General features: G+C 68.8%; 17 protein-coding genes. 6 read left to right on the plus strand and 11 right to left on the minus strand.

Translation table 11 applies throughout. From position 1 onward, the window contains the following. Positions 1-54: 54 nt before the first annotated feature. Positions 55-1,119, minus strand: a complete 1,065-nt coding sequence (locus NWFMUON74_RS07005; protein WP_187687143.1) for an aldo/keto reductase — start codon at positions 1,117-1,119, stop codon at positions 55-57. A gap of 119 nt (positions 1,120-1,238) precedes the next feature. Between NWFMUON74_RS07005 and NWFMUON74_RS07010 the strand changes: the two genes are divergently transcribed. From NWFMUON74_RS07010 to NWFMUON74_RS07020, 3 genes are all read left to right on the plus strand, one after another. Beyond that, positions 1,239-2,066: a helix-turn-helix transcriptional regulator gene (locus NWFMUON74_RS07010; RefSeq protein ID WP_187687144.1), complete on the plus strand. Its 828-nt coding sequence runs from the start codon at positions 1,239-1,241 to the stop codon at positions 2,064-2,066. Between the two features lie 115 nt (positions 2,067-2,181). Further along, positions 2,182-2,628 (plus strand): VOC family protein, encoded by a 447-nt coding sequence (locus NWFMUON74_RS07015; protein WP_187687145.1) that lies wholly within the window; start codon positions 2,182-2,184, stop codon positions 2,626-2,628. A gap of 91 nt (positions 2,629-2,719) precedes the next feature. After that, positions 2,720-3,697: an alpha/beta hydrolase gene (locus NWFMUON74_RS07020; RefSeq protein WP_187687146.1), complete on the plus strand. Its 978-nt coding sequence runs from the start codon at positions 2,720-2,722 to the stop codon at positions 3,695-3,697. Between the two features lie 9 nt (positions 3,698-3,706). On the opposite strand, the gene NWFMUON74_RS07025 is transcribed toward NWFMUON74_RS07020, so the two are convergent. Then, positions 3,707-5,410, minus strand: a complete 1,704-nt coding sequence (locus tag NWFMUON74_RS07025; RefSeq protein ID WP_187687147.1) for a metallophosphoesterase — start codon at positions 5,408-5,410, stop codon at positions 3,707-3,709. A 120-nt stretch (positions 5,411-5,530) separates the two neighbouring features. On the opposite strand from NWFMUON74_RS07025, the gene NWFMUON74_RS07030 reads away from it, so the two are divergent. The 3 genes from NWFMUON74_RS07030 to NWFMUON74_RS07040 all read left to right on the plus strand — a co-directional run bounded on the left by NWFMUON74_RS07030 (position 5,531) and on the right by NWFMUON74_RS07040 (position 9,507). Next, positions 5,531-5,866, plus strand: a complete 336-nt coding sequence (locus NWFMUON74_RS07030) for a TfoX/Sxy family protein (RefSeq protein ID WP_187687148.1) — start codon at positions 5,531-5,533, stop codon at positions 5,864-5,866. A gap of 194 nt (positions 5,867-6,060) precedes the next feature. After that, positions 6,061-7,731 (plus strand): steroid-24-oyl-CoA synthetase, encoded by a 1,671-nt coding sequence (gene casG / locus NWFMUON74_RS07035; RefSeq protein ID WP_187687149.1) that lies wholly within the window; start codon positions 6,061-6,063, stop codon positions 7,729-7,731. A 36-nt stretch (positions 7,732-7,767) separates the two neighbouring features. Beyond that, positions 7,768-9,507, plus strand: a complete 1,740-nt coding sequence (locus tag NWFMUON74_RS07040) for an N-acyl-D-amino-acid deacylase family protein (RefSeq protein WP_187687150.1) — start codon at positions 7,768-7,770, stop codon at positions 9,505-9,507. A 41-nt stretch (positions 9,508-9,548) separates the two neighbouring features. Here NWFMUON74_RS07040 and NWFMUON74_RS07045 read toward each other — a convergent pair whose 3' ends face one another. The 9 genes from NWFMUON74_RS07045 to NWFMUON74_RS07085 form a co-directional block, all read right to left on the minus strand. Next, positions 9,549-10,061, minus strand: coding sequence for an anthrone oxygenase family protein (locus NWFMUON74_RS07045; RefSeq protein WP_187687151.1), 513 nt, complete (start codon positions 10,059-10,061; stop codon positions 9,549-9,551). A gap of 93 nt (positions 10,062-10,154) precedes the next feature. Beyond that, positions 10,155-10,586: a type II toxin-antitoxin system VapC family toxin gene (locus NWFMUON74_RS07050; RefSeq protein ID WP_187687152.1), complete on the minus strand. Its 432-nt coding sequence runs from the start codon at positions 10,584-10,586 to the stop codon at positions 10,155-10,157. After that, complete coding sequence (locus tag NWFMUON74_RS07055; RefSeq protein ID WP_232110888.1) at positions 10,583-10,855, minus strand: type II toxin-antitoxin system Phd/YefM family antitoxin; 273 nt, start codon at positions 10,853-10,855, stop codon at positions 10,583-10,585. The genes NWFMUON74_RS07050 and NWFMUON74_RS07055 overlap by 4 nt, the downstream gene beginning before the upstream one ends. A 36-nt stretch (positions 10,856-10,891) precedes the next feature. Next, complete coding sequence (gene narI / locus NWFMUON74_RS07060) at positions 10,892-11,635, minus strand: respiratory nitrate reductase subunit gamma (RefSeq protein WP_187687153.1); 744 nt, start codon at positions 11,633-11,635, stop codon at positions 10,892-10,894. Beyond that, entirely contained in the window at positions 11,632-12,312 is a 681-nt protein-coding gene (gene narJ, locus NWFMUON74_RS07065) for a nitrate reductase molybdenum cofactor assembly chaperone (RefSeq protein WP_187687154.1), read from the minus strand. Before narJ ends, narI begins: the two co-directional genes overlap by 4 nt. A gap of 46 nt (positions 12,313-12,358) precedes the next feature. Further along, the gene (gene narH / locus NWFMUON74_RS07070) at positions 12,359-14,101 is read right to left on the minus strand and encodes a nitrate reductase subunit beta (protein WP_232111119.1); all 1,743 of its coding nucleotides are present in this window, start codon (positions 14,099-14,101) and stop codon (positions 12,359-12,361) included. A 42-nt stretch (positions 14,102-14,143) separates the two neighbouring features. Then, on the minus strand, positions 14,144-17,818 hold the full coding sequence (locus tag NWFMUON74_RS07075) for a nitrate reductase subunit alpha (protein WP_232111120.1): 3,675 nt from the start codon (positions 17,816-17,818) through the stop codon (positions 14,144-14,146). Between the two features lie 462 nt (positions 17,819-18,280). Next, complete coding sequence (locus NWFMUON74_RS07080) at positions 18,281-18,592, minus strand: hypothetical protein (RefSeq protein ID WP_187687157.1); 312 nt, start codon at positions 18,590-18,592, stop codon at positions 18,281-18,283. Between the two features lie 54 nt (positions 18,593-18,646). After that, entirely contained in the window at positions 18,647-20,944 is a 2,298-nt protein-coding gene (locus NWFMUON74_RS07085; RefSeq protein WP_187687158.1) for an arylsulfatase, read from the minus strand. Between the last annotated feature and the right edge of the window lie 27 nt (positions 20,945-20,971).

Genomic DNA, 20,971 nt, shown 5'->3' on the forward strand with positions numbered 1-20,971 from the left:
GCGGCAGCGGGGAGGTACGCCCACGCAGCCGGGATGAGTGCGTGGGCATACCGCTCAGCGGCGGGGCTCGATGGTGAGACCGCCCGTGGTGACGGTGCGGGTCATGTCGCGGGCCAGCATGTCGTGGGGGAAGCCGAGGGTGATGGCGCTGGCCGCTTCCAGGCGGGTCAGGTGGGTGGGATCGAATTCGATGTCGAGGGCGCCCAGGTTGTCCTCGAGTTGGGCGGCGGTGCGGGCGCCGATGATGGGGGCGGTCACGGCCGGGTTCTGCAGGGTCCAGGCCAGGGCGACCTGGGCGGGGGTGCGGCCGAGTTCGGTCGCGACCTGCCGCACCACCTCGGCGATCGCGAGGCCGCGTTCGGTGAGCTGGTTCTGGGCGAGGGCCACGTTCTTGCGGGTGCCTTCGGGGGAGCCCACGCCCTCGGCGTCGAGGTCGGCCCGGCTGTACTTGCCGGTGAGCACACCGCTCGCCAGCGGCGACCACGGGATCACGCCCAGTCCCATCTCCCGGGCCATCGGGATCAGATCGCGTTCCGCGGTGCGCTCGATCAGGTTGTACTCCACCTGCAGCGCCACCAGCGGCGACCAGCCGCGCAGCTCGGCGATGGCCTGCATCCGCGACACCTGCCACGCGGGCGCGTCGGAGATCGCGACGTAGAGCACCTTGCCCTGGCGGACCAGATCGTCCAGCCCGCGCAGGATTTCGTCTACCGGAGTGTGGAAATCCCAGGCGTGCAGGTACAGCAGATCGATGTAGTCGGTGTTCAGCTGCCGCAGGCTGGCTTCCACCGAGCCGAACATGCTCTTGCGGTGATTACCACCGGCATTCGGGTCGCCCGGGCGCCGCTGCATGGTGTATTTGGTTGCCAGCACCAGGCTTTCGCGGTTGTCGCGGGTGAACTCGCCCAGCAGCCGCTCGGAGCTGCCGTTGGTGTACATGCTGGCGGTGTCGACGAAATTGCCGCCGCGCTCGAGATAGAGATCGAACACCTTGCGCGAGTCGTCGCGGTCGGCGCCCCAGCCCCAGTCCGCGCCGAAGGTCATCGTGCCCAGCGCCAGCGGGGAGACCCGCAGCCCGGACCGTCCCAGCAGCCGGTAGGTATCGAGGGTGAGGGACATGCTGTCCTCCTGTGTCAGTAGCGATGCTCGGCCTCGAGTCTGCGACGGCCGCGGCCGGGCAGTAAGGGAAAGCTTTTCCTGGGATCGCCGGAACCAGGCTGGCCGTAGGATCGATCCCGATGACTGGCACGGTGGATGCGACACAGGAGCTGGGCGCGTTTCTGCGGGCCCGGCGGGAACGGCTGGACCCGCGGGATGTGGGGCTGCCCGCGCGGCGGGCCCGGCGGACGCCCGGGTTGCGGCGGGAGGATGTCGCGGAGTTGGCGGGGGTCAGCACCGACTACATCGTGCGGCTGGAACAGGGGCGAGGGCTGCGGCCCTCGGCGGAGGTGCTGGAGGCGCTGGCCCGCGCGCTGCGGCTGGGCGCCGACGAGCGCGCCTACCTGTTCGACCTGGCCCGGCAGCGTCAGCCCGACGACGGCAAACCGGCCACCACCGCCGCCCCGGGGCTGAAACTGCTGGTGACCGACCTGTCTCCGCTGCCCGCGATGGTGGTGAACCACCGCTACGACATTCTGACGTGGAATCGTGAGATGAGCCGTCTGCTCCTGGATTTCGACACACTGCCGCCCTCGCAGCGCAACTCGATGTGGATGTGCCTGCTGCATCCGGGGATGCGCGAGTTCTTCGCCGACCGCGAACGCACGGTACGCGAGGGCATCGCGGACCTGCGGGCGGCCTGGGCAGCGCATCCGGACGACCAGGTACTCGCCGACCTCATCCGGGAATTCCGTTCCCGCAGCGCGGAATTCGAATCGCTGTGGGCCAAGCAGGACGTCCGGGTGAACGGGCGCGGCCAGAAGACGCTGGTACATCCCGACGTCGGCCGGGTCACGGTCGCGTACGAGGCGCTGATGCCGCTGCAGGACCCGGATCAGCGGCTGATCATCTACCGCGCCGCCGACGAGGCGAGCCAGGCGGCGCTGGACCGCTTGGCCGAGGAGTGACCCGGCGGCGAGCCGAAAAAATTCTCCGGGAAACTTCGCGAAGGTATGTCGAAACGGGGCGGGCGGCTCCGACCGAAGGGTGACAGCACGTCGGAACAACCCACAGGAGCACCTCATGACCAGCGTCACCACCTTCTTCTGGTTCGAACGCGACGCCGAGCGGGCGGCCGAGTTCTACACCGCGACCGTGCCGGATTCCCGCATCACCGACATCACCCGCAACCCCGACGGATCGGCGTTCATCGTCGCCCTCGAACTGGCCGGACACGCCGTCACGTTGATGAACGGCGGACCGGACCACCCGCTGTCGGACGCGGCGTCCATCCAGGTCGTCGTCGACACCCAGGACGAGGTCGACCGGCTGTGGTCCGCGCTGACCGAGGGCGGGGCGCCCGGCCCGTGCGGCTGGCTGACCGACCGCTACGGCCTGTCCTGGCAGGTGGTGCCCGCGGCGCTGCCGACATTGCTGAACAGTGAGCGCGGCGCGGCCGTGGGCGCCGCCCTGCGCACCATGTCGAAGATCGACGTGGCGGTGTTGCAGGAGGCGCACGACCGCGGATGAGCGACAGGGCCGCGCTGGTCGATTGCCCAGTCGGCGGACACGCGCCCCGGCCTCGGCGAGTTTCCCTGTGCCACGGTGCGATACTGCATCAATGTCCCGGCTCATGCGCTGCCTGACGGTCCTGTTCGCGATGTTTGCCATGGTTGTGCCGGTCTCGGCCGTCGCCGCTCCCGGCGACGGCCCGGCCATCCTCGAGGTGCGCCCGCTCGGCGGCCGCCAGTTCGAGGTGGTGGCGTACTCGGCCGCGATGCACCGGCCGATCACGGTGTGGGTGTCGCATCCCGGCGCCCCGGCCCCGGCGCTGTACCTGCTCAACGCCGTCGACGGCGGCGAGGACGGCGGTCCGTGGACTGCCCGCACCGACGTCGCGCAGTTCTTCGCCGACAAGCCGGTGAATGTGGTCGTGCCGATGGGCGGGCGCGCCAGCTACTACACCGACTGGGTCTCCGACGACCCGGTGCTGGGCCGCAACCAGTGGTCCACCTTCCTGGTGCACGAGCTGCCGCCCCTGCTGGAACAGCACTTCGAGATGACCGGCCGCAATGCCGTTGCGGGAACGTCGATGTCGGCGACCTCGGCCCTGGATCTGGCGATCGAGGCGCCGGGGAAGTATCAGGCGGTCGGCTCCTACAGCGGCTGCCCGCGCACCAGCGATCCGGTGGCGCGCGCCTACGTACATTCGCAGCTGGGCATCTTCGGCGCGAACGCCGCGAACATGTGGGGCGCGCCGGACAATCCGGCCTGGTCGGCCCACGACCCGGTGCTCAACGCCGACCGCCTGCGCGGCACGGCCCTCTACATCTCGGCCGGGAACGGCGGTGCGGGCGTGCACGACAATCTCGCCGACCCGTCGATCGCCGGTAACGCGGGCAAGCTCGCCGACCGGCTCGCGGTGGGCGGGGTGATGGAGTCGGTGGTCAACGGCTGCACCCGGGTCCTGGCCGATCGCCTTGCGGCCCTGGGCATCCCGGCCGACGTGGTCTTCCGCCCCGGTACCCACGCCTGGCCCTACTGGCAGGACGACGTGCACGACTCCTGGCCGACGTTCGCCGCCGCCCTGGGGGTCTGACGCCTACCTTCAGGCACGCACCTGCCGCCGGTATGTGACCTTGTCGAACTCACGCCCGTACTCGTCGACCGCGACCACGTCCATCTCACTGGCGAAGAAGCCCGGCCGCACGTCGACCCGGATGAACGAGTAGTTGCGGAATCGCACCCGGGACCAGGGTGCGGCCTCGTGCTGCTTGTCGCCGCCGACGGTCCAGACGTAGCTGTTGGGGACGGTGGTGTCGGCTACCTCATGCCCTCGGTAGGTCTCCTGCGAACCCGGCTGGAAGCCGTAGCGGGGACGTCCGCCGCCACCCACCGTGTAGTACACGGTGCCGTCCGTTTCCGGGTACACGATCGAATTGTCACCCGCGACCTTGCCGGGACGTCCGGCGCGGATCGGGTCGGTGCGCTCGAAGATGTGGTTGTGGCCCTGCAGCACCAGGTCGACCCGGTAGCGGTCGAACAGGTCGCACCAGGCCGCGCGCAGACCACCGTCACTGGCATGCGAATCGGTGGTCGAGTAGGCACAGTGGTGGAAGAAGCAGACAAGGAAATCGATATTCGGATCGGCCCGGTAGGCGGCGAGAGTCCGCTCCACCCAACCGGTTTGGGCTCCGCCGGAGTATCCGGTGTTGGCCCGGATCTCGGCGGAGACGTCGTTGGCGTCCAGTGACAGCACCGCCACATTGCCGTAGGTGAACGAGTACGCCGAGGGACAGCCCGACGGCCCGTTGCCCGGAAAGTCCAGCCGCGCGAGGTGACCGCCGTACCCGTGGGTGTCGTAGGCGGCCTCCATGTCGTGGTTGCCGGTGGCGAACATCCACGGCGTGGTCGACGCGCTGGGCTCGATCGCGCCGAAATACACGTCCCACACATAGGGATTGAATTTGTCGAAGCCGCTCGGCGCGACGCCGCCCGCGGGGACGAACTGCGCGTTCTTGCCCGCGCCGGAGGGATCGGCGTAGGCGATGTCTCCGGCGAGGATGTGGAAATCCGGTCGGGCGGCGACGATCTGGCGCATGACGTTGTCGGCATGGCGCACGGTCGGGTCGTTGTCCGCCTTGTAGTACATGTCGTCGTAGTCGCCGGGGGCCACCCCGCCGGGCTGGGTGGGCGTTTCGTCGGTCCCCTGGTCGCCCATCATGGTGAAACGGAAGGGCAGCACCGCGTTTCGCGCGGTGGGCATGGCGGTCGACGCCGCGCTGACCTCGCTGGTGAAGCCGTCGGAGGTGCGCCACCGATAGAAGTGCGGCATCCGGCCCGGCAGCCCGTCGACGGGCACATGTACGTAGAACTGTTCGGCGGCGAGCACGCCGCCGTCGCTGCTGGGGATCTGGGTGACCAGATCGCGGACCTCCGCCTCGACGCTCGCACCCAGCGCGGGCGTCGGGCCGTGTTCGAGAATTACCCTCGCGCCGTGCGGGTTTCGCGACAACTGTGCCGAGAACCGGAGCTGGCCGGCGGCATCGGCGCCGAAACCGACGCGCCGCCCGCCCACGATCAGCCGCGCGTCCTCGGCGTACGCGCGGCCCGCGAACGGTGTGGCGCCGACCGCCGCGACGGCGGCCGCCGCGGCCGAGCCGCGCAGGAAATTGCGCCGCGAGACCGGGTGCCGGCGCAGGTGCGCGCGGTGCCACTCGTACTGCTCGGCCATGGTCAGGGTGGCGGCCAGCGGCTCCGGGATCCCCGTGTCGGGAATATCGCCGGCCGGGTTCAGGCGATTCGACGGCATGAGATCGGATGCTGGTCCACCCGCTGTGGCTGGGCAACCGCCCACCTCGCCGTCGCTGGGGAATTCTCGGTGAATTCTGCGCGCGGCCGAACCTGTCGGTGGCCGGGGTCACAATGCGGTATGGCCTACGACGAGGAACTGGCGGACCGCATCCGGGACCTGCTCGGCCCGGCCCTGCCCGAGACGGTGGAGAAGAAGATGTTCGGCGGGCTGGCCTTCCTGGTCGGCGGCAATATGGCCGTCGCGGCCAGCGGCAAGGGCGGTCTGATGGTCCGGGTCGACCCGGACGAGGCCGCCGGGCTGGCCGACGGGGAGCATGTCGCGCCGATGGTCATGGGCGGCCGCTCGATGCGCAACTGGCTGCGCGTGGATTCGGAGGTCGTGGCCGACGACGATGCGCTGGACCAGTGGATACAACGCGGCGTCGCCTACGCACGCGGCCTGCCGCCCAAGTAGGCGGTGTTGTCTCGACTCCGCCGGACTCGTGGTCACGGGGTCGCGTCAGGTGCTACGGTGTGTCCCACGCCACGATAACTGCAACGAGTTCTAGTTAGAGTCTCGGGACCGCGTCCGGCTCGGGGCCCGCGATGAACGACTCGTACGGGTGAACGACGTACCCGGCGGCGACGCGGCGCGGAGGAGAGTGTGCCTTGACGAATACCGTTGACCCGCAAGCCGTCGCGGCCCGTGTCACCGCCGAGCTGACCGGTCCCGGCGGCCCCTTCGAATCGGCCGTCGAGGAGGTGCTGGGCGCGCCGATCCCGGTGATGCGCACGCGGCGTCGCTCGCTGGGGGAGATGCTGGACGACTCGGCCGCCTGGGGCGAGCGGGAGTACCTCGTCACCGCGGATGCCCGGATGTCGTTCGGTGCGCACGCGGCCGCGGCGGGAGCGCTCGCACAGGCGCTGGCGCAACGATACGGCGTCGGCAAGGGCGACCGCGTCGCGATCCTGGCGGCCAACACCCCCGAATGGGTGGTGACGTTCTGGGCGGCCCAATGCCTCGGCGCGATCGCCGTCGGATACAACGCCTGGTGGGCTCCCCGGGAGATCGAATACGCCCTCGGGCACACCCGCCCGGCCGTGGTGATCGCGGATGCGAAGCGAGCCCGGCGACTCGGTGACATTTCGAGCCGAGCCGAGGGCCGAGGTTCTGTCATTCCCGTGCTCACCATGGAGCACGATCTCCCGCGACTGATCGCCGAATACTCCGGCGCGCACCCTCGCACGGCCGTCGCCGAGGACGATCCCGCGGTGATCCTGTACACCAGTGGCACCAGCGGCCGCCCCAAGGGCGTCGTGCATTCGCATCGGAACCTGGTGGCCGTCACCGACTATCACCGGTTCACCGATGCGATGGTGGCGGGCCTGCGCGGACTGCCCCATCACGAGCCCAGCGACAAGCGTTTCCTGCTCACCTCACCCCTGTTCCACATCGCCAGCCTGCACAACCTGGTCATCCCGCGCCTGGCCACCGGCGCCGCCGTGGTCATCCATCAGGGCTCGTTCCAGGTCGATCGGGTGCTGCGCCTGGTCGAGCGGGAGCGGGTCACCAACTGGGGCGCGGTGCCGACGATGGCGAGCCGGCTGCTCGAACACGACCTGTCCGGCTACGACCTGTCGTCGCTGGCCGCGTTCTCGCTCAATGCCGCGCCCTCCTCACCCGCGTTCCATCAGCGGCTGCGCGAGCGGCTGCCCGTCGCGCAGGTGGCGCTGACCACCAGCTACGGCCTGACCGAAAGCGGCACGGCCGCAACGGTCGCCACGCCGCCCGAGCTGGCGGCGCACCCGGACACGGTCGGCCGCCCCATCCTCGGCGTCGCCGTGCAGATCCGCGACCCGGACGGCACGCCGGTGCCCGACGGCACGGAGGGCGAGATCTGCATCCGCAGCCCGTACGTGATGCTCGGCTACTGGGACGACGAGCAGGCCACCGCGGCGGCGATCGACGGCGAACGCTGGTTGCGCACCGGCGATTTCGGCATCCTCGAGCAGGGTCGGCTCCGATTGTCCGGCCGCCGTAGCGATCTCATCCTGCGTGGCGGGGAGAACGTGTACCCGACCGAGATCGAGAACGTGCTCGACGAGCACCCGGCGGTGCTCGAATCCGCGGTGCTCGGCGTCCCGCACGACGATCTCGGCCAGGAGGTCGCCGCCGTCGTGGTCGTCGGCGATCCGGCGGCCGTCACCCCGGCGGCGCTCCGCGATTTCGCCGCCGAACGGCTGGCCTACTTCAAGGTGCCCGCCCGCTGGACGATCACCGACAAACCGTTGCCGCGCAATGCCACCGGAAAGGTCGTCCGTCGTGAGATAACGCTCTGACGGCGAGTGTCCCCGGGCACCGAAAGAGGAAACACGATGTACGACAGCATCATCAAAGGCGGCCGCTGGTTCGACGGCACCGGCGCGCCGTCCGCCCTCCGGCACCTCGGCATCCGCGACGGCCGCGTCGCCACCGTCTCGGCGGTGCCGCTCGACGAAACCGGTTGCGGCACAGTGATAGACGCCGAAGGCAAATGGGTGCTGCCCGGCATGATCGATATCCACACGCACTACGACGTCGAGGTGCTGCTGGACCCCACCCTGTCGGAATCGGTCCGTCACGGCGTCACCACGGTGCTGCTCGGCTCCTGCTCGCTGTCGACCGTGCACGTCGACGCCGAGGTCGCGGGCGATCTGTTCGGCCGGGTGGAGGCGATCCCGCGCCGCCACGTCATCGACGCCGTCGGCGATCTGAAGACGTGGCGCAGCGCCCACGAGTACGCCGCGGCGCTGGAGGAGTTGCCGCTCGGCGCGAATGTCGCGTGCTTCCTGGGGCATTCGGACGTGCGCGCCGCCGAGATGGGCTTGGACCGCGCCACCCGCAAGGACGTGCGACCCGGCGCCGACGAGGTCGCGGCGATGGAACACAAGCTGGTCGAGGCCCTCGACGCGGGCTTCATCGGCATGTCGTCGCAGCAGCTGCTGTTCGACAAGCTCGACGGCGAACTGTGCCGCTCGCGCACCCTGCCCTCCACCTATGCGACGACCCGCGAGCGGCGCCGCCTCAACACGGTGCTGCGCGAGCGCCATCGCGCGCTGCAGGGCGGGCCGGACGTCTCGCGCCCGCAGAGCCTGCTGACCATGGCGGCGAGCAGCCTCGGCCTCTGGCGCGAACCGCTGAAGGTGAGCCTGCTGTCGGCCGCGGACATCAAGGCGATCCCGTTCATCGCCTACATCTTCCCCGCGCTGGCGCGCGTGATGAACGCACTCGGTGGCGACTTCCGCTGGCAGCACCTGCCGGTGCCGTTCGAGGTGTATGCCGACGGCATCGACCTGGTGGTGTTCGAGGAATTCGGTTCCGGCGCAGCGGCGTTGCACCTGTCGAACCAGCTGGCGGAGCGCGAGGAACTGCTGCGCAGCGAGGCGTACCGGCGGCGGTTCCGCAAGGACTACGACAAGCGGTTCGGCCCGCGGGTGTGGCATCGCGACTTCTTCGACGCCGAAATCGTCGACTGCCCCGACAGTTCCGTGATCGGCAAGACCTTCGGGCAGGTCGGGCAGGATCGCGGCGGCCTGCATCCGGTGGACGCCTTCCTGGATCTGGTCGTGCAGTACGGTGGCAAGGTGCGCTGGCGCACCACGATCTCCAATCACCGGCCGCGCGTGCTCGACAGGTTCGCCGCGGATCCCGGTGTGCAGCTGGGCTTCTCGGACGCGGGCGCGCATCTGCGCAATATGGCCTTCTACAACTTCGGGCTGCGGTTGCTGCGCCGGGTGCGGGACGCGCAGGAGTCGGCGCGGCCCTTCCTGACCATCGAGCGGGCCGTACACCGCCTCACCGGCGAGCTCGCCGACTGGTACGGCCTGGACGCCGGGCACCTGCGCGTCGGCGACCGCGCCGACGTGGTGGTCGTCGACCCGCGACACCTGGACGAGCGCCTCGACGCGTACGCCGAGCAGACGGTCCCGTACTACGGCAATCTGTCCCGCATGGTGAACCGCAACGACGCCGCGGTGTCGGCGGTATTCATCGGCGGCGCTTACGTGTTCGGCGACGGACAAGCGGGCGAGGCACTGGGGCGCCGGCGCACCGGCCGCTTCCTGCCCGCCGCCTGAGCGCGACATCGGGAGACGGCCGTACGCCCCTGACCGGGCCCTCATCCACGCCCGGCGCACCGCAGTGCCCAGGCCAGGGCGCCGATGGCGGCGGTATTGGCGACACCGCGCAGGATGTTCAGCCGCACCCACGAATCCTCGAATTGCTCGCGCAGTGCGGCGAAATCACCACCCGAGGTATCGGCGAGCTGATTGTTGAGCGGAATGTTGCCACCGGCCGTGATCAGAAAGCTGATCACATTGAGCACCAGCGCCGCCAGAATCCACCACAGCACCGTCCGCTGATCTCCCCGCAGGTGTAGCGCCGCCGCCACCCCCGTGAACACGATCGAGCCGAGAAACCCGAACATGAACGCCGGATTGACTATCACCACGTTGATCCGGTTCATCACATCCACGAACGTCCGATCATCCACCTGCCGCAGCGCCAACATCACCGAACTGGCATAGGCGTAGAACACCCCGGCCAGCAGCCCGGTCGAAATGGTAGCCACCACAAGGGAAGCGGAGCCCAGCGCGGAGGTAGCGGTACTTGCTTGCGTCGTTGTCGTCATGCCACAAGTACACCGCTCCGCCCGACTTCCCGACATCGCCACAACGCTCCCCTACATAAGCGAGCGTCCAGGGGTGGTCGAAATCCCCGATTCTTACTGTGGTGTGTTCGTGTCGGCGGTGGTCAAACCCAGTTTCGAGCATGCTTCGAGGAGTTTGCGGTCGCCACTGACGAAAACGAGATCGGGATCGTCGAGTTCTTCGGCCGAAGCGGCATGGACGGCGTCGTAGCCGCGCAGGGCAAGCTGAAAGGCGAGTACGGCGGCGCGCTCGGTGACTCGATCGTCGGCTTCGATGACATCGAACTCCCGCCACATGCGCAGATGTAACCGAAGGGCGTCGGCGTGCTGCGCTTCGGTCAGCCGCCCGAGCCGGGTGCCTTGGGCCAGGGCCGCCGCCGTCTCGACGTAGAGGAGTCGGGAGGTGACGACGCTATCGGCGGTATTCCACAGTTCCTGGCAGCAGGACGTGCTGGGCTCGGCGACGAGCAGCGGCACATACCCCGAGGTGTCGAGGTAGGCGATCATCGGCGTTGCTCGGAAACGAGATCGCTCACCGAGCCCTCGGTCCGAATCGGCTCCGGGGCGTGCCGCCTGGGCCGTGCGGCAGGCTTGACTCGGCCTTCTTCGATCAATCGTTCCAGGGCGGTCGGCTGCCCGGCCGGCACGATGCGGGCGATGACCGTGCCGTGATCGGTCACCGTCACGGTGTGACCTGCCCGCACCATGGCCAGATGGCGACTCAACGCATCGCGTAGATCGCGCACCCCGACTCGCATCTCGCCTCCTGTGGCCATAATTCCGCCTCCTATTATAGCCACAATAGTGCGGGTTCAGCGGGTTCTGGTCGGGGGGATCACCGGGGAGTCCCAGGCTCGGGCGTAGCGGCGTTTGTCGGCGGCGTTGTGTTCCTTGCTGCGGTAGACGACGTAGGGGCGGACGAGGTAGCCGAGGGGTGCGCTGAACATGTGGACCAGGCGGGTGTAGGGCCAGAGGCCGATGAGGGTGAGGACGATGAGGCCGTGGGCCTGGAAGGTCCAGGGGGTGCCGACCATGAGATCGGGTTCGGGGTGCAGGGTGAAAAGGCTCCGGAACCACGGGGATACGGTTTCGCGGTAGTTGTGACGGCCCCACAGCAGGTTGCTGCCGACGGTGTTGAGCAGGCCGGTGATCAGCGCGCCCGCCAGCAGGGCGTACATCACCTTGTCGTTGGTGGTGGTGGCCTGCCGCACCGCGGGCACGGTCAGGCGACGGTACAGCAGGATGGCGATGCCGGCGATGACGGCCACCCCGGCGACGGTGCCCGCCGACACCGCGACCAGGTGATACAGGTGTTCGGAGACGCCGATCGCCGCGGTCCAGGACTCGGGGATCAGTACGCCCAGCACATGTCCGCCGATGACGCCGAGCATCCCGAAGTGGAACAGCGGACTGCCCAGCCGCAGCAGCCGGCTCTCGTAGATCTGCGAGGATCTGGTGGTCCAGCCGAACTGGTCATTACGGTAGCGCCACAGGTGGCCGAGCAGGAACGACGTGAACGCCACGTAGGGCAGCGTCATCCAGAGCATGGTGGTCATCGGCGGCCTTCCGATCCGGTGAACAGCGAGGGGTCCATGGCGAACGGGTCCAGCCCGACCTCCTCCTCCGGCGGTCCCTGCGCCGCGAGTTCGGCGATGCGGCGGCGGTCCGCGGTGGTCAGCGGCGGCAGGGTCGCGACCACCGCCGCGAGGATGTCCGCATAGGGAGAGCCGCTGTCGGACAACGACAATCGCAGCAGCTCGAGCACCGGGACATGCTCGCCGAGCAGCCGTTCGCCACCTATCGGGTCTACGGTGGCGGCGAATTCCAGCAGCACCGGCAGATGATCGGGCAGCTCGCTGTCGTCGAGTTCGACGCCCGCGTGCCGGTAGGCGTGCTTGAAGCGCAGCAGCGCCATGCCGCGTTTGCGGGTGTCGCCGTAGGCGTAGTAGGTCAGGTGCAGGCTGGCGCGGCGGCGCAGGTCGAATGTCTCGACGTACTGCTGCGCGAGCGCCAGCGGGTCGGTGTCGCACAGGTGCCGCAGGAACCGGTCCAGGTTCTCGCGCACCTGCGGCGGCAGTTCTGCTGTGGCGCCGGACAATTCGCCGACCAGCGCCAGGGTTTCGCGGCCGGGGTAGTCGAGCAGCAGGGCGGCGATCCGCCACACCAGGCGGCGGTCGCGCTCGGAGATCGGTATCGCGGGCCCGGGGCGTCGCCGCACTTTCAGCAGGTTCACAGCTCGGCTCCGCCGCGGTGCGGTGGAACGGCGGCCGGTAGAACGCTCATCGACTCGCCCCGGTCGGCTCGGGCTCCGCGATATCGTTCGCCGCGCCGTTCGCGGTACCGCCGTTGTGATCGCCGTTGGCGCCGACCATGCCCACAGCCGGACCGTCGGCCCCGTTCGCTCCGTCGGCATCGAGACCCGACCCGTTGTGCCCGTTCCGCTCGGGCAGCAGCCCGCTGGTCGACTTCCCGTCCCAGTTGAGCAGATTCACCCGGCTCGACTTCTCCTCGGGCGCGGCATCATTGGTGTCGGTGAGGTGGAACTTGTCCGCCATGACGTCGAACGCGGTCATCCCGGGTCCGCCGTCGTTGTCCAGGCTGCATCCGGTCGCCAGCGAATCCAGTTCGTGCGCACGGGAAGTCGCACCGCTGGGGATCACGTAGCGGTGCTCGTACTTGGCGATGGCCAGCAGCCGGTACATGGCCTCGATCTCCTCGGGCTCGAGCCGCACCGCCTCGGGGATGGTGAGGTCGGGTTCCTGGCCCAGGTTGATCGAGCGCATGAACGCCCGCATGCCCGCCAGCCGCTGCAGCGCGGCCCGGACCGGGCCGACCTCACCGGCGGTGAACAGCTCGGCGAGATATTCGACCGGGATGCGCAGCGCGTCGATGGCGCCGAACAGATTGGCCATGTTCTCGCCGTCGTGCCCGGTCTCCGACAGCACGTCCACCACCGGCGACAGCGGCGGCACGTACCAGACCATCGGCATGGTGCGGTATTCCGGATGCAGCGGCAGCGCGATCTGGTAGTCCACGATCAGCTTGTACACCGGCGAATCCTGCGCCGCCTGAATCCATTCCGTCGAGATCCCGGCCCGCTCGGCCTCGGCGATCACCCGGGGGTCGTGCGGGTTCAGGAACACGCCGAGCTGCGCCGGGTAGAGGTCCTTGTCGTCGGTGACCGACGCCGCCTCGAGCACCGCGTCGGCGTCGTAGAGCATGACGCCGATGTAGCGCAGTCGTCCGACGCAGGTCTCCGAGCACACGGTCGGGATGCCGACCTCCACGCGCGGGTAGCAGAAGGTGCACTTCTCCGCCTTGCCCGTCTTGTGGTTGAAGTAGATCTTCTTGTAGGGGCAGCCGGTGACGCACTGCCGCCAGCCGCGGCACTTGTCCTGGTCGACGAGCACGATGCCGTCCTCGGCGCGCTTGTAGATCGCGCCCGACGGGCAGGACGCCGCACACGACGGGTTGAGGCAGTGCTCGCAGATGCGCGGCAGGTAGAACATGAAGGTCTGCTCGAACTCGAGCTTCACCTGCTCGGACAGCTTGCCCAGCAAGGGATCCCGGCCGACCTGCTCCGGCCCGGAGCCCAGGTCGTCGTCCCAGTTGGCGCCCCAGGTGACCTTGGTGTCCTCGCCGGTGATCAGCGATTTCGGCCGGGCCACCGGCGTGGTGTCCATGGCGGGGGAGCTGAGCAGATTGTCGTAGTCGTAGCTCCACGGGTCGTAGTAGTCCGACACCGTGGGCAGGTCCGGGTTGGCGAAGATGTTGAGCAGCCGCTTCATTCGCGAGCCGGACTTCAGGGTGAGGCGGCCCCGGCGGTTCAGGGTCCAGCCGCCCTTCCACTTCTCCTGGTCCTGGTACCGCCGCGGATAGCCTTGTCCGGGACGGGTTTCCACGTTGTTGAACCACACGTACTCGGTGCCGCCCCGGTTGGTCCACGCCTGCTTGCAGGTGACGCTGCAGGTGTGACACCCGATGCACTTGTCCAGGTTCATCACCATGGCCAGCTGTGCCATGACGCGCATGTCAGTACTCCTTCCGTCCACGAGGCGCGCGCATCAGTACGCCACCTGCTGCGAGCGGCGCCGGATCGTGGTGACCTCGTCGCGCTGGTTGCCGGTGGGCCCGTGGTAGTTGATGGCGAACGACTGCTGCGCGTAGCCGCCGATCAGGTGCGAGGGCTTGATCATGATGCGGGTCAGCGCGTTGTGGATGCCGCCGCGTTTGCCCTTGGCGCCGTTGACATTCGGCGTGCCCTCGATGCGCGGGACATCGACGGCGCGGTCCTGCGCGTGGTACATGAACACGGTGCCCTCGGGCATGCGGTGGCTGACGATGGCGCGGGCGACGACGATCCCGTTGCGGTTGATCGCCTCGATCCAGTCGTTGTCGGCCACGCCGATCTTCGCGGCGTCCTTCTCCGACATCCAGATCGCCTGACCGCCGCGCGAGAGCGTGAGCATGTGCAGGTTGTCCTGATAGGCCGAGTGGATCGACCACTTGGAGTGCGGCGTGAGGTAGCGGACGGTGACGCCGTTGTCACCGACGCTCCCCACCCCCGGCTCACGGAACAGTGCGGACATGTCCAGCGGGGGGCGGAAGATCGGCAGTTGCTCGCCGAGTTCGATCATCCAGTCGTGGTCGAGGTAGAAGTGCTGGCGGCCGGTGAGGGTGTGCCAGGGCTTGAGCCGCTCGGTGTTGATGGTGAACGGCGAGTACCGCCGCCCGCCGGTCTCGGAGCCGGACCACTCCGGCGAGGTGATGACCGGAACGGGCCGGGATTGCGTGTCGGCGAACGTGATTCGCTTGCCCTCGTGTTCGGCGGCCAGGTCGGCGAGCCGGGTTCCGGTGCGCCGCTCGAGCGCCTCGAACCCCGCCACCGCGAGCCGCCCGTTGGTGGTGCCGGACAGCGCCAGGATGGCCTCCGCCGCGTGTGTGTCCTTGGCCAGTGACGGACGACCCTGTGCCGCACCGGAGATCACGGTGCCGTTGACTCCGGCCAGATACTCGACCTCGGTGTCGGGATAGGTGGTGACGCCCTTGGTGGTGACGCCCAGCGTCTCGATCAGCGGCCCGAGGGCCGCCATCTTCTCGGCCAGCTTCGGGTAGTCCCGCTCCACCACAACGAGTTTCGGCATCGTCTTGCCGGGAACGGGCTCGCACTCCCCGGCCTTCCAGTCCAGCACCCGCCCGCCGGGCTGGGCCAGCGCGTCGGGCGAGTCATGTTGCAGCGCGACGGCGACGAGATCCTTGCGCACACCGAGGTGCTTCTCGGCCAGCCAGGAGAAGCCGCGCGCGATGCGGTGGAACGCCTCGAAGTCGGTCTTGGCCTCCCACGGCGGGGAGATGGCGGGGGAGAAGGCGTGCACGAACGGGTGCATGTCGGTGGAGGACAGATCGTGCTTCTCGTACCAGGTGGCCGCGGGCAGCACGATGTCGGAGAACAGCGTGGTCGAGGTCATCCGGAAGTCAAGCGACAGCAGCAGATCCAGCTTCCCGGTCGCCGCCTGGTCGCGCCATTCCAGTTCCTGCGGGCGCACCCCGGCCACGTCGGTCGTCTGCAGGTTCGAGTCCGTGCCCAGCAGGTGCTTGTGGAAGTACTCGTTGCCCTTGCCGGAGGAGCCGAGCAGGTTGGCCCGCCACACGGTCAGGCAGCGCGGGAAGTTCTCCGGCGCGTCCGGGTCCTCGCAGGCGAACCGCAGTTCGCCGGACTTCAGCCCGTCGACCACATAGTCCTGCGGCGTCTTGCCCGCCGCCTCCGCCTCGTCCACCAGGTCGAGCGGATTTCGATTGAGGGTCGGGTAGCTGGGCATCCAGCCCAGCCGCGAGGCGAGCGCGATGTTGTCGGCGGCGGTGCGCCCGGCGAACCGGCCCGGGGCCATGGGGGAGGAGAAGGTTTCGGCGGTGAACGGGTCGTAGCGCCACTGGTCGTTGGCCAGGTACCAGAAGATGGTGCCCTGCATCTGCCGTGGCGGGCGCTGCCAGTCCAGGCCGAAAGCCAGTGTGGCCCAGCCGGTCACGGGTCGGCACTTCTCCTGCCCGACGTAATGCGCCCAGCCGCCGCCGTTCACGCCCTGGCAGCCGGTGAGCAGGGTGAGGGTGAAGAACGACCGGTAGATCTGGTCGGAGTGGAACCAGTGGTTGGTGCCGGCGCCCATCAGGATCATCGAGCGGCCGCCGGACCGGTCGGCGTTGTCGGCGAACTCCCGCGCGATCCGGGCGGCCTGCACGGCGGGCACGCCGGTGACGGCCTCCTGCCAGGCGGGCGTGTAGGGCTCGCTCGCGTCGTCGTAGCCCGTCGGCCAGATGCCCGGCAAACCGGGTCGGCCCACGCCGTACTGTGCCAGCAGCAGATCGAAGACGGTCGTCACCCGTTTGCCGCCGACGATTCTCGTCGGCACCCCGCGGGTGAGTACGCCCTCGCCGTCGTCGAAGCGGGGGAACTGCACGGCCACAGCGTCGTCGGTGTGGCCGTGCAGGGTCAGCAGGGGATCGACGTCCCCCAGGTCCAGATTCCAGCGGCCGGTGCCGGACGCGGAGAAGCGGTCGCCGAGTGTGCCGTTGGGTACCACGGGCTCGCCGTCGGCGTCCAGCAGCACCGTGCGGTGCGCGGCGCCCTCGCCGCTGTGGCCGAGATCGGCGGCGGTGAGGAATTTTCCGGGGGCGAAGGCATGGCCGCGATACTCGCCGTCGGCGTTCCAGCCGCCCTCCCGCTCGTCCAGAGTGATCAGGAACGGCAGGTCGGTGTAGCGCTTGACGTAGTCGAGGAAGCGGGGCGTGTCCCGGTCGAGGAAGAACTCCTTCAGGATCACGTGGCCCATCGACATGGCGAGGGCCGCATCGGTTCCCGGCCGCGCCGGCACCCATTCGTCGGCGAACTTGGTGTTGTCGGCGTAATCGGGGGAGACCACCACCACCTTCTGGCCGCGGTACCGGGCCTCGGTCATGTAGTGCGCGTCGGGTGTGCGGGTCACGGGAACGTTCGAGCCCCACATGATCAGGTAGCCCGCGTCGAACCAGTCCGCGGACTCCGGGACGTCGGTCTGGTCACCGAACACCTGCGGCGAGGCCACCGGCAGGTCCGCGTACCAGTCGTAGAACGACAGCATCGACCCGCCGAGCATGGAGATGAACCGGGCGCCCACCGCGTGCGACACCATCGACATGGCGGGGATCGGCGAGAACCCTGCCACCCGGTCCGGGCCGTACCGCTTGATGGTGTAAACGTGTGCGGCGGCGGCGATCTCGGCCGCCTCCCACCACTCGGCGCGCACGAAGCCGCCCTTGCCGCGGGCCGACTTGTACCGTTTCGCCTTCTCCGGGTCCTCCACCAGCGACTCCCACGCCGCCACCGGATCCTTCACCACCGCCTTGGCCTCGCGGTACATCTCCAGCAGCACGCCGCGGATGTACGGATACCGCACGCGCGCAGGCGAATACGTGTACCAGGAGAACGACGCGCCGCGCGGGCAGCCGCGCGGTTCGTACTCGGGCTTGTCGGAGCCGACGGACGGGTAGTCGGTCTGCTGGGATTCCCAGGTGATCACGCCGTCCTTGACGTAGATCTTCCACGAGCAGGATCCGGTGCAGTTCACGCCGTGCGTGGAGCGCACCACCTTGTCGTGCGCCCACCGGTCCCGGTAGAACTCGTCTGCGCTGCGCCCGCCCACCTTGTGCAGGGTGCGCAGATCGCCGGAGACCTCGCCGCGGTGGAAGTATTTGCCCAATCGCAGCAGTGCGTCACCGGATGCCGCGGATCGTCCGTTCGTATCGGAGGGGGTCGAACCCTTTGTATGCGAATTAACCACAACGCCCCCTTCGAGCTGTGAACCGGGCTGTTGCACCGAGAGTAAGGACGTCGGGGGAGGGGACAAAACGGTTCTCTCACAACGCTCGCGGCCCCGTGGTGAGTTGTGAGGTGGGGGAAACGTGGTGGTCACTGTGCGGCATGGGGCCCACCCGACCTGGGCGGAGGCGACCTGGGCCGATGCCGTTTCCGGCGGGCCGGGCGGGCGGTGACGCTGTTTCCGGTGATGCTTTGGAAACGGCCGGTTCTCGGGCACTTTACATTTGTTTACATATCCGGGACCCGGTGCGACCACCGTTTTTGCCATCCCGATGAGACGGACGTCGCACAGGTTACGAGATCCGAATTACCGCGTGGTAAATCGTTTGCCCGGCGCTCGCGGCCGAAATCACCAGCAGAATCGCACCGGGTGGGCGAACATGGCCGCGACCACGATCAGGTCGACGACGACCGCCGCCCAGGCCGCCGGGACGGCCCAGCGGGAGCGGAACACGAACGCGCAGAGCACGAACGGCAGCGTCCAGACCGCGAGGGTGACGATGACCCACCAGCCACCGGCCATGTTCACGCGCGGTGTGGTGGCGCCGCAGCGGGTGTCGGCCGCGGCGAACAATCCGGTCGCCACACTCCACGCCGCCGCGGCCGTCCACGCGATCGCCGCGGCCGCCACCCAGGGAATGCGCCGGTGCACGATCCTCATCCTGCAACGGCGAACGCCGGGCCGTGGTCGTTTCCGTGCAGACCGTTCGCCCGCCTATTCGGCGACCAGTTCGGCCTCCGCCTCGACCGCGCGGACGGTCCGCTCGGGGACGCGCAGCGGTCCCGGCGTGTAGGTGATCGCGCGCAGGTCACCGGTGTAGCGGAACGGGCCGCGGCGGGCGCGCAGGTCCCAGTCGACCGGCCCGCGCGCGTCCACGCCGACCGAAATCCCTGTCCACGGGGACATTCCGACCAACTGCACCTGATCGGGCAGGCTGCCCACCGGTACGCCGTCGATGTGCAGGGTGAAATCCCAGCGCAGCCTCGGCCGCACCGTCGCGGCGAGGCCGATCTCGCGCGCCCCCGCCGGGATCGCAGCCGTGACGGTGACGTAGCGGCCATAGCCGTTGAATCCGAACACGACCCGGCCGTTCTCGACATACAGCAGGTAGCCGCCCTGCGGATCACCGTGCGCCACCAGCACGCCCTCGTCCCCGTCGACGTAAGCCGCCAGTTCCGCCGTGACGGTGAAGTCGCGGTAGGCGATCAGCCGTTGCGAGCGGTACCGCTCCAGGGTCGGGGTGCCCGGCAGCAGCCGCACCGGCTCGGCCAGCCGCGCCTCCTCGGGTCTGCGCCGCGCCAGGTCGGCGCGGGTGAGCAGCGGGAACACGGTATTGTGCCAGGCGGCCTCGTCCCAGGCGTGGGCCAGTTCGGCGACCTTCCCGGGGAATTCGTGCGCCACGTCGTGCAGTTCGGTCGGATCGGCGCGCACGTCGAACAACTGCCAGCGCGGGGCGTCGACATCCGCGCCGGGTTCGTGCAGAGCCAGCAGCTTCCAGCCGTCGCGGTAGAAGCCGCGATGACCGGTCATCTCCGAATACTGCTCGACGTGCGCCGACGCGGCCCGCGGATCGCGCAGCACCGGCGCGGCCGAGACGCCGTCGAACTCCTTGGCGGGCAGGCCGTTACGCACTGACGGCCGCCGCAGACCCGCCAGCTCCAGCAGGGTCGGCGCCAGATCGGTCACATAGCTGTACTCGCGGCGAATCTCGTCGGCGGGCAGTCCGTTCGGCCACGACACCAGAAACGGGACGCGCACGCCCCCGGCGAAGGTCTGGCCCTTGTAGAACCGGAACGGGGTGTTCGACGCCTGGCCCCAGCCGCGCGGGTAGTGCACGCCGAGCCGGGCGGTGCCGATCAGCTCCTCGTCGTGCGGCACGTCACCGACCCAGTCCGGATCATCGACGTGCGCGAATTCCGCCAGGTAGCTGCGGGTTCCGACCGGGCCGCCCTCCGCGGTGCCGCCGTTGTCGGAGGTGAACACCACGATGGTGTCGTCCAGCTCGCCGAGCTGTTCGACCGTGTCCAGCAACCGGCCCAGATTCTGGTCGATGTTGTCGACCATGGCGGCGTAGACCTCCATGTAGCGCGCGAAGCGCCGCTGTTGCTCGACGGACAGCGAATCCCATTCCTGCGCTTCGTATCCGGGCTCGGTATTGCGGGGTTTCTGCTGTGTCCCCGGCGGAAACAGGCCCTGTGCGAGCTGGGCGGCGAAACGGCTGTGCCGCAGCCGATCCCAGCCCTCGGCGTAGCGTCCCCGGTACTTCTCCAGGTCGACGCGCTTGGCCTGCAGCGGGCCGTGCATGGCGACGTGGGCGAAGTACAGGAAGAACGGCTTCGCCGCATCGTGCGCGCGCAGGTCCTTCAGATACGAGATCGCCTTGTCGGTGAGATCGTCGGTGACGTAGTAGTCGTCGGGGTACGCCTCGACGTCGACCACCGAGCTGTCGGAGACGATCTGGTTCGGGTAGAAGAAGGAGTTGAACCCCTCCAGCGACCCGTAGTAGCGGTCGAAGCCGCGCTGCGTCGGCCACGAATCGCGGTGTGCCGCGGGGTTCATGGTGGCATCGCGCACCAGATGCCACTTGCCGACGGCGTAGGTGGCGTAGCCGTTGGCGCGCAGGATCTCCGGCAGCGTCAGCACGTCGTCGGCCAGTTCCAGCCGCAGCCCGGGATAGCCGGGATCGGCATTGGCGACGAATCCGAAGCCCGCCCGGTGCGGGTTGATGCCGGTGAGCAGCGCGGCCCGCGACGGCGAGCACAGCGGGGTGGTGTGATAGTTGGTGAGCCGGATGCCGCGCTCGGCCAGGCGGTCCAGCGTCGGGGTCTCGATCTCCGAGCCGAACGGCCCGATGTCGCTGAAGCCCATATCGTCGACCAGCACCACGATGATGTTCGGCGCGTCGGCGGGCGCGGCGGGCGGATAGGTCCACCGCGGGCTGGAGTCGGCGGTGGTCCGCCCGATCGTACCGGTGAAGTTCTCGTAGCCGCGGGCATGATCAGGCACAGACATCGTTTCAGCGAAGCCCGGCGCCGACCG

Origin of the sequence: Nocardia wallacei (assembly GCF_014466955.1) — a bacterium.
Classification (GTDB): domain Bacteria; phylum Actinomycetota; class Actinomycetes; order Mycobacteriales; family Mycobacteriaceae; genus Nocardia; species Nocardia wallacei.

Bases quoted from the DNA above. Each gene is read 5' to 3' on its own strand.
- narI (WP_187687153.1), bottom strand. From the start codon at position 11,635: ATGACCACCATGCTCTGGATGACGCTGCCCTACGTGGCGTTCACGTCG.
- NWFMUON74_RS07030 (WP_187687148.1), top strand. From the start codon at position 5,531: ATGGCCTACGACGAGGAACTGGCGGACCGCATCCGGGACCTGCTCGGC.
- NWFMUON74_RS07045 (WP_187687151.1), bottom strand. From the start codon at position 10,061: ATGACGACAACGACGCAAGCAAGTACCGCTACCTCCGCGCTGGGCTCC.
- NWFMUON74_RS07050 (WP_187687152.1), bottom strand. From the start codon at position 10,586: ATGATCGCCTACCTCGACACCTCGGGGTATGTGCCGCTGCTCGTCGCC.
- NWFMUON74_RS07005 (WP_187687143.1), bottom strand. From the start codon at position 1,119: ATGTCCCTCACCCTCGATACCTACCGGCTGCTGGGACGGTCCGGGCTG.
- NWFMUON74_RS07020 (WP_187687146.1), top strand. From the start codon at position 2,720: ATGTCCCGGCTCATGCGCTGCCTGACGGTCCTGTTCGCGATGTTTGCC.
- NWFMUON74_RS07010 (WP_187687144.1), top strand. From the start codon at position 1,239: ATGACTGGCACGGTGGATGCGACACAGGAGCTGGGCGCGTTTCTGCGG.
- NWFMUON74_RS07040 (WP_187687150.1), top strand. From the start codon at position 7,768: ATGTACGACAGCATCATCAAAGGCGGCCGCTGGTTCGACGGCACCGGC.
- NWFMUON74_RS07055 (WP_232110888.1), bottom strand. From the start codon at position 10,855: ATGGCCACAGGAGGCGAGATGCGAGTCGGGGTGCGCGATCTACGCGAT.
- NWFMUON74_RS07085 (WP_187687158.1), bottom strand. From the start codon at position 20,944: ATGTCTGTGCCTGATCATGCCCGCGGCTACGAGAACTTCACCGGTACG.
- NWFMUON74_RS07025 (WP_187687147.1), bottom strand. From the start codon at position 5,410: ATGCCGTCGAATCGCCTGAACCCGGCCGGCGATATTCCCGACACGGGG.
- NWFMUON74_RS07080 (WP_187687157.1), bottom strand. From the start codon at position 18,592: ATGAGGATCGTGCACCGGCGCATTCCCTGGGTGGCGGCCGCGGCGATC.
- NWFMUON74_RS07015 (WP_187687145.1), top strand. From the start codon at position 2,182: ATGACCAGCGTCACCACCTTCTTCTGGTTCGAACGCGACGCCGAGCGG.
- narH (WP_232111119.1), bottom strand. From the start codon at position 14,101: ATGGCACAGCTGGCCATGGTGATGAACCTGGACAAGTGCATCGGGTGT.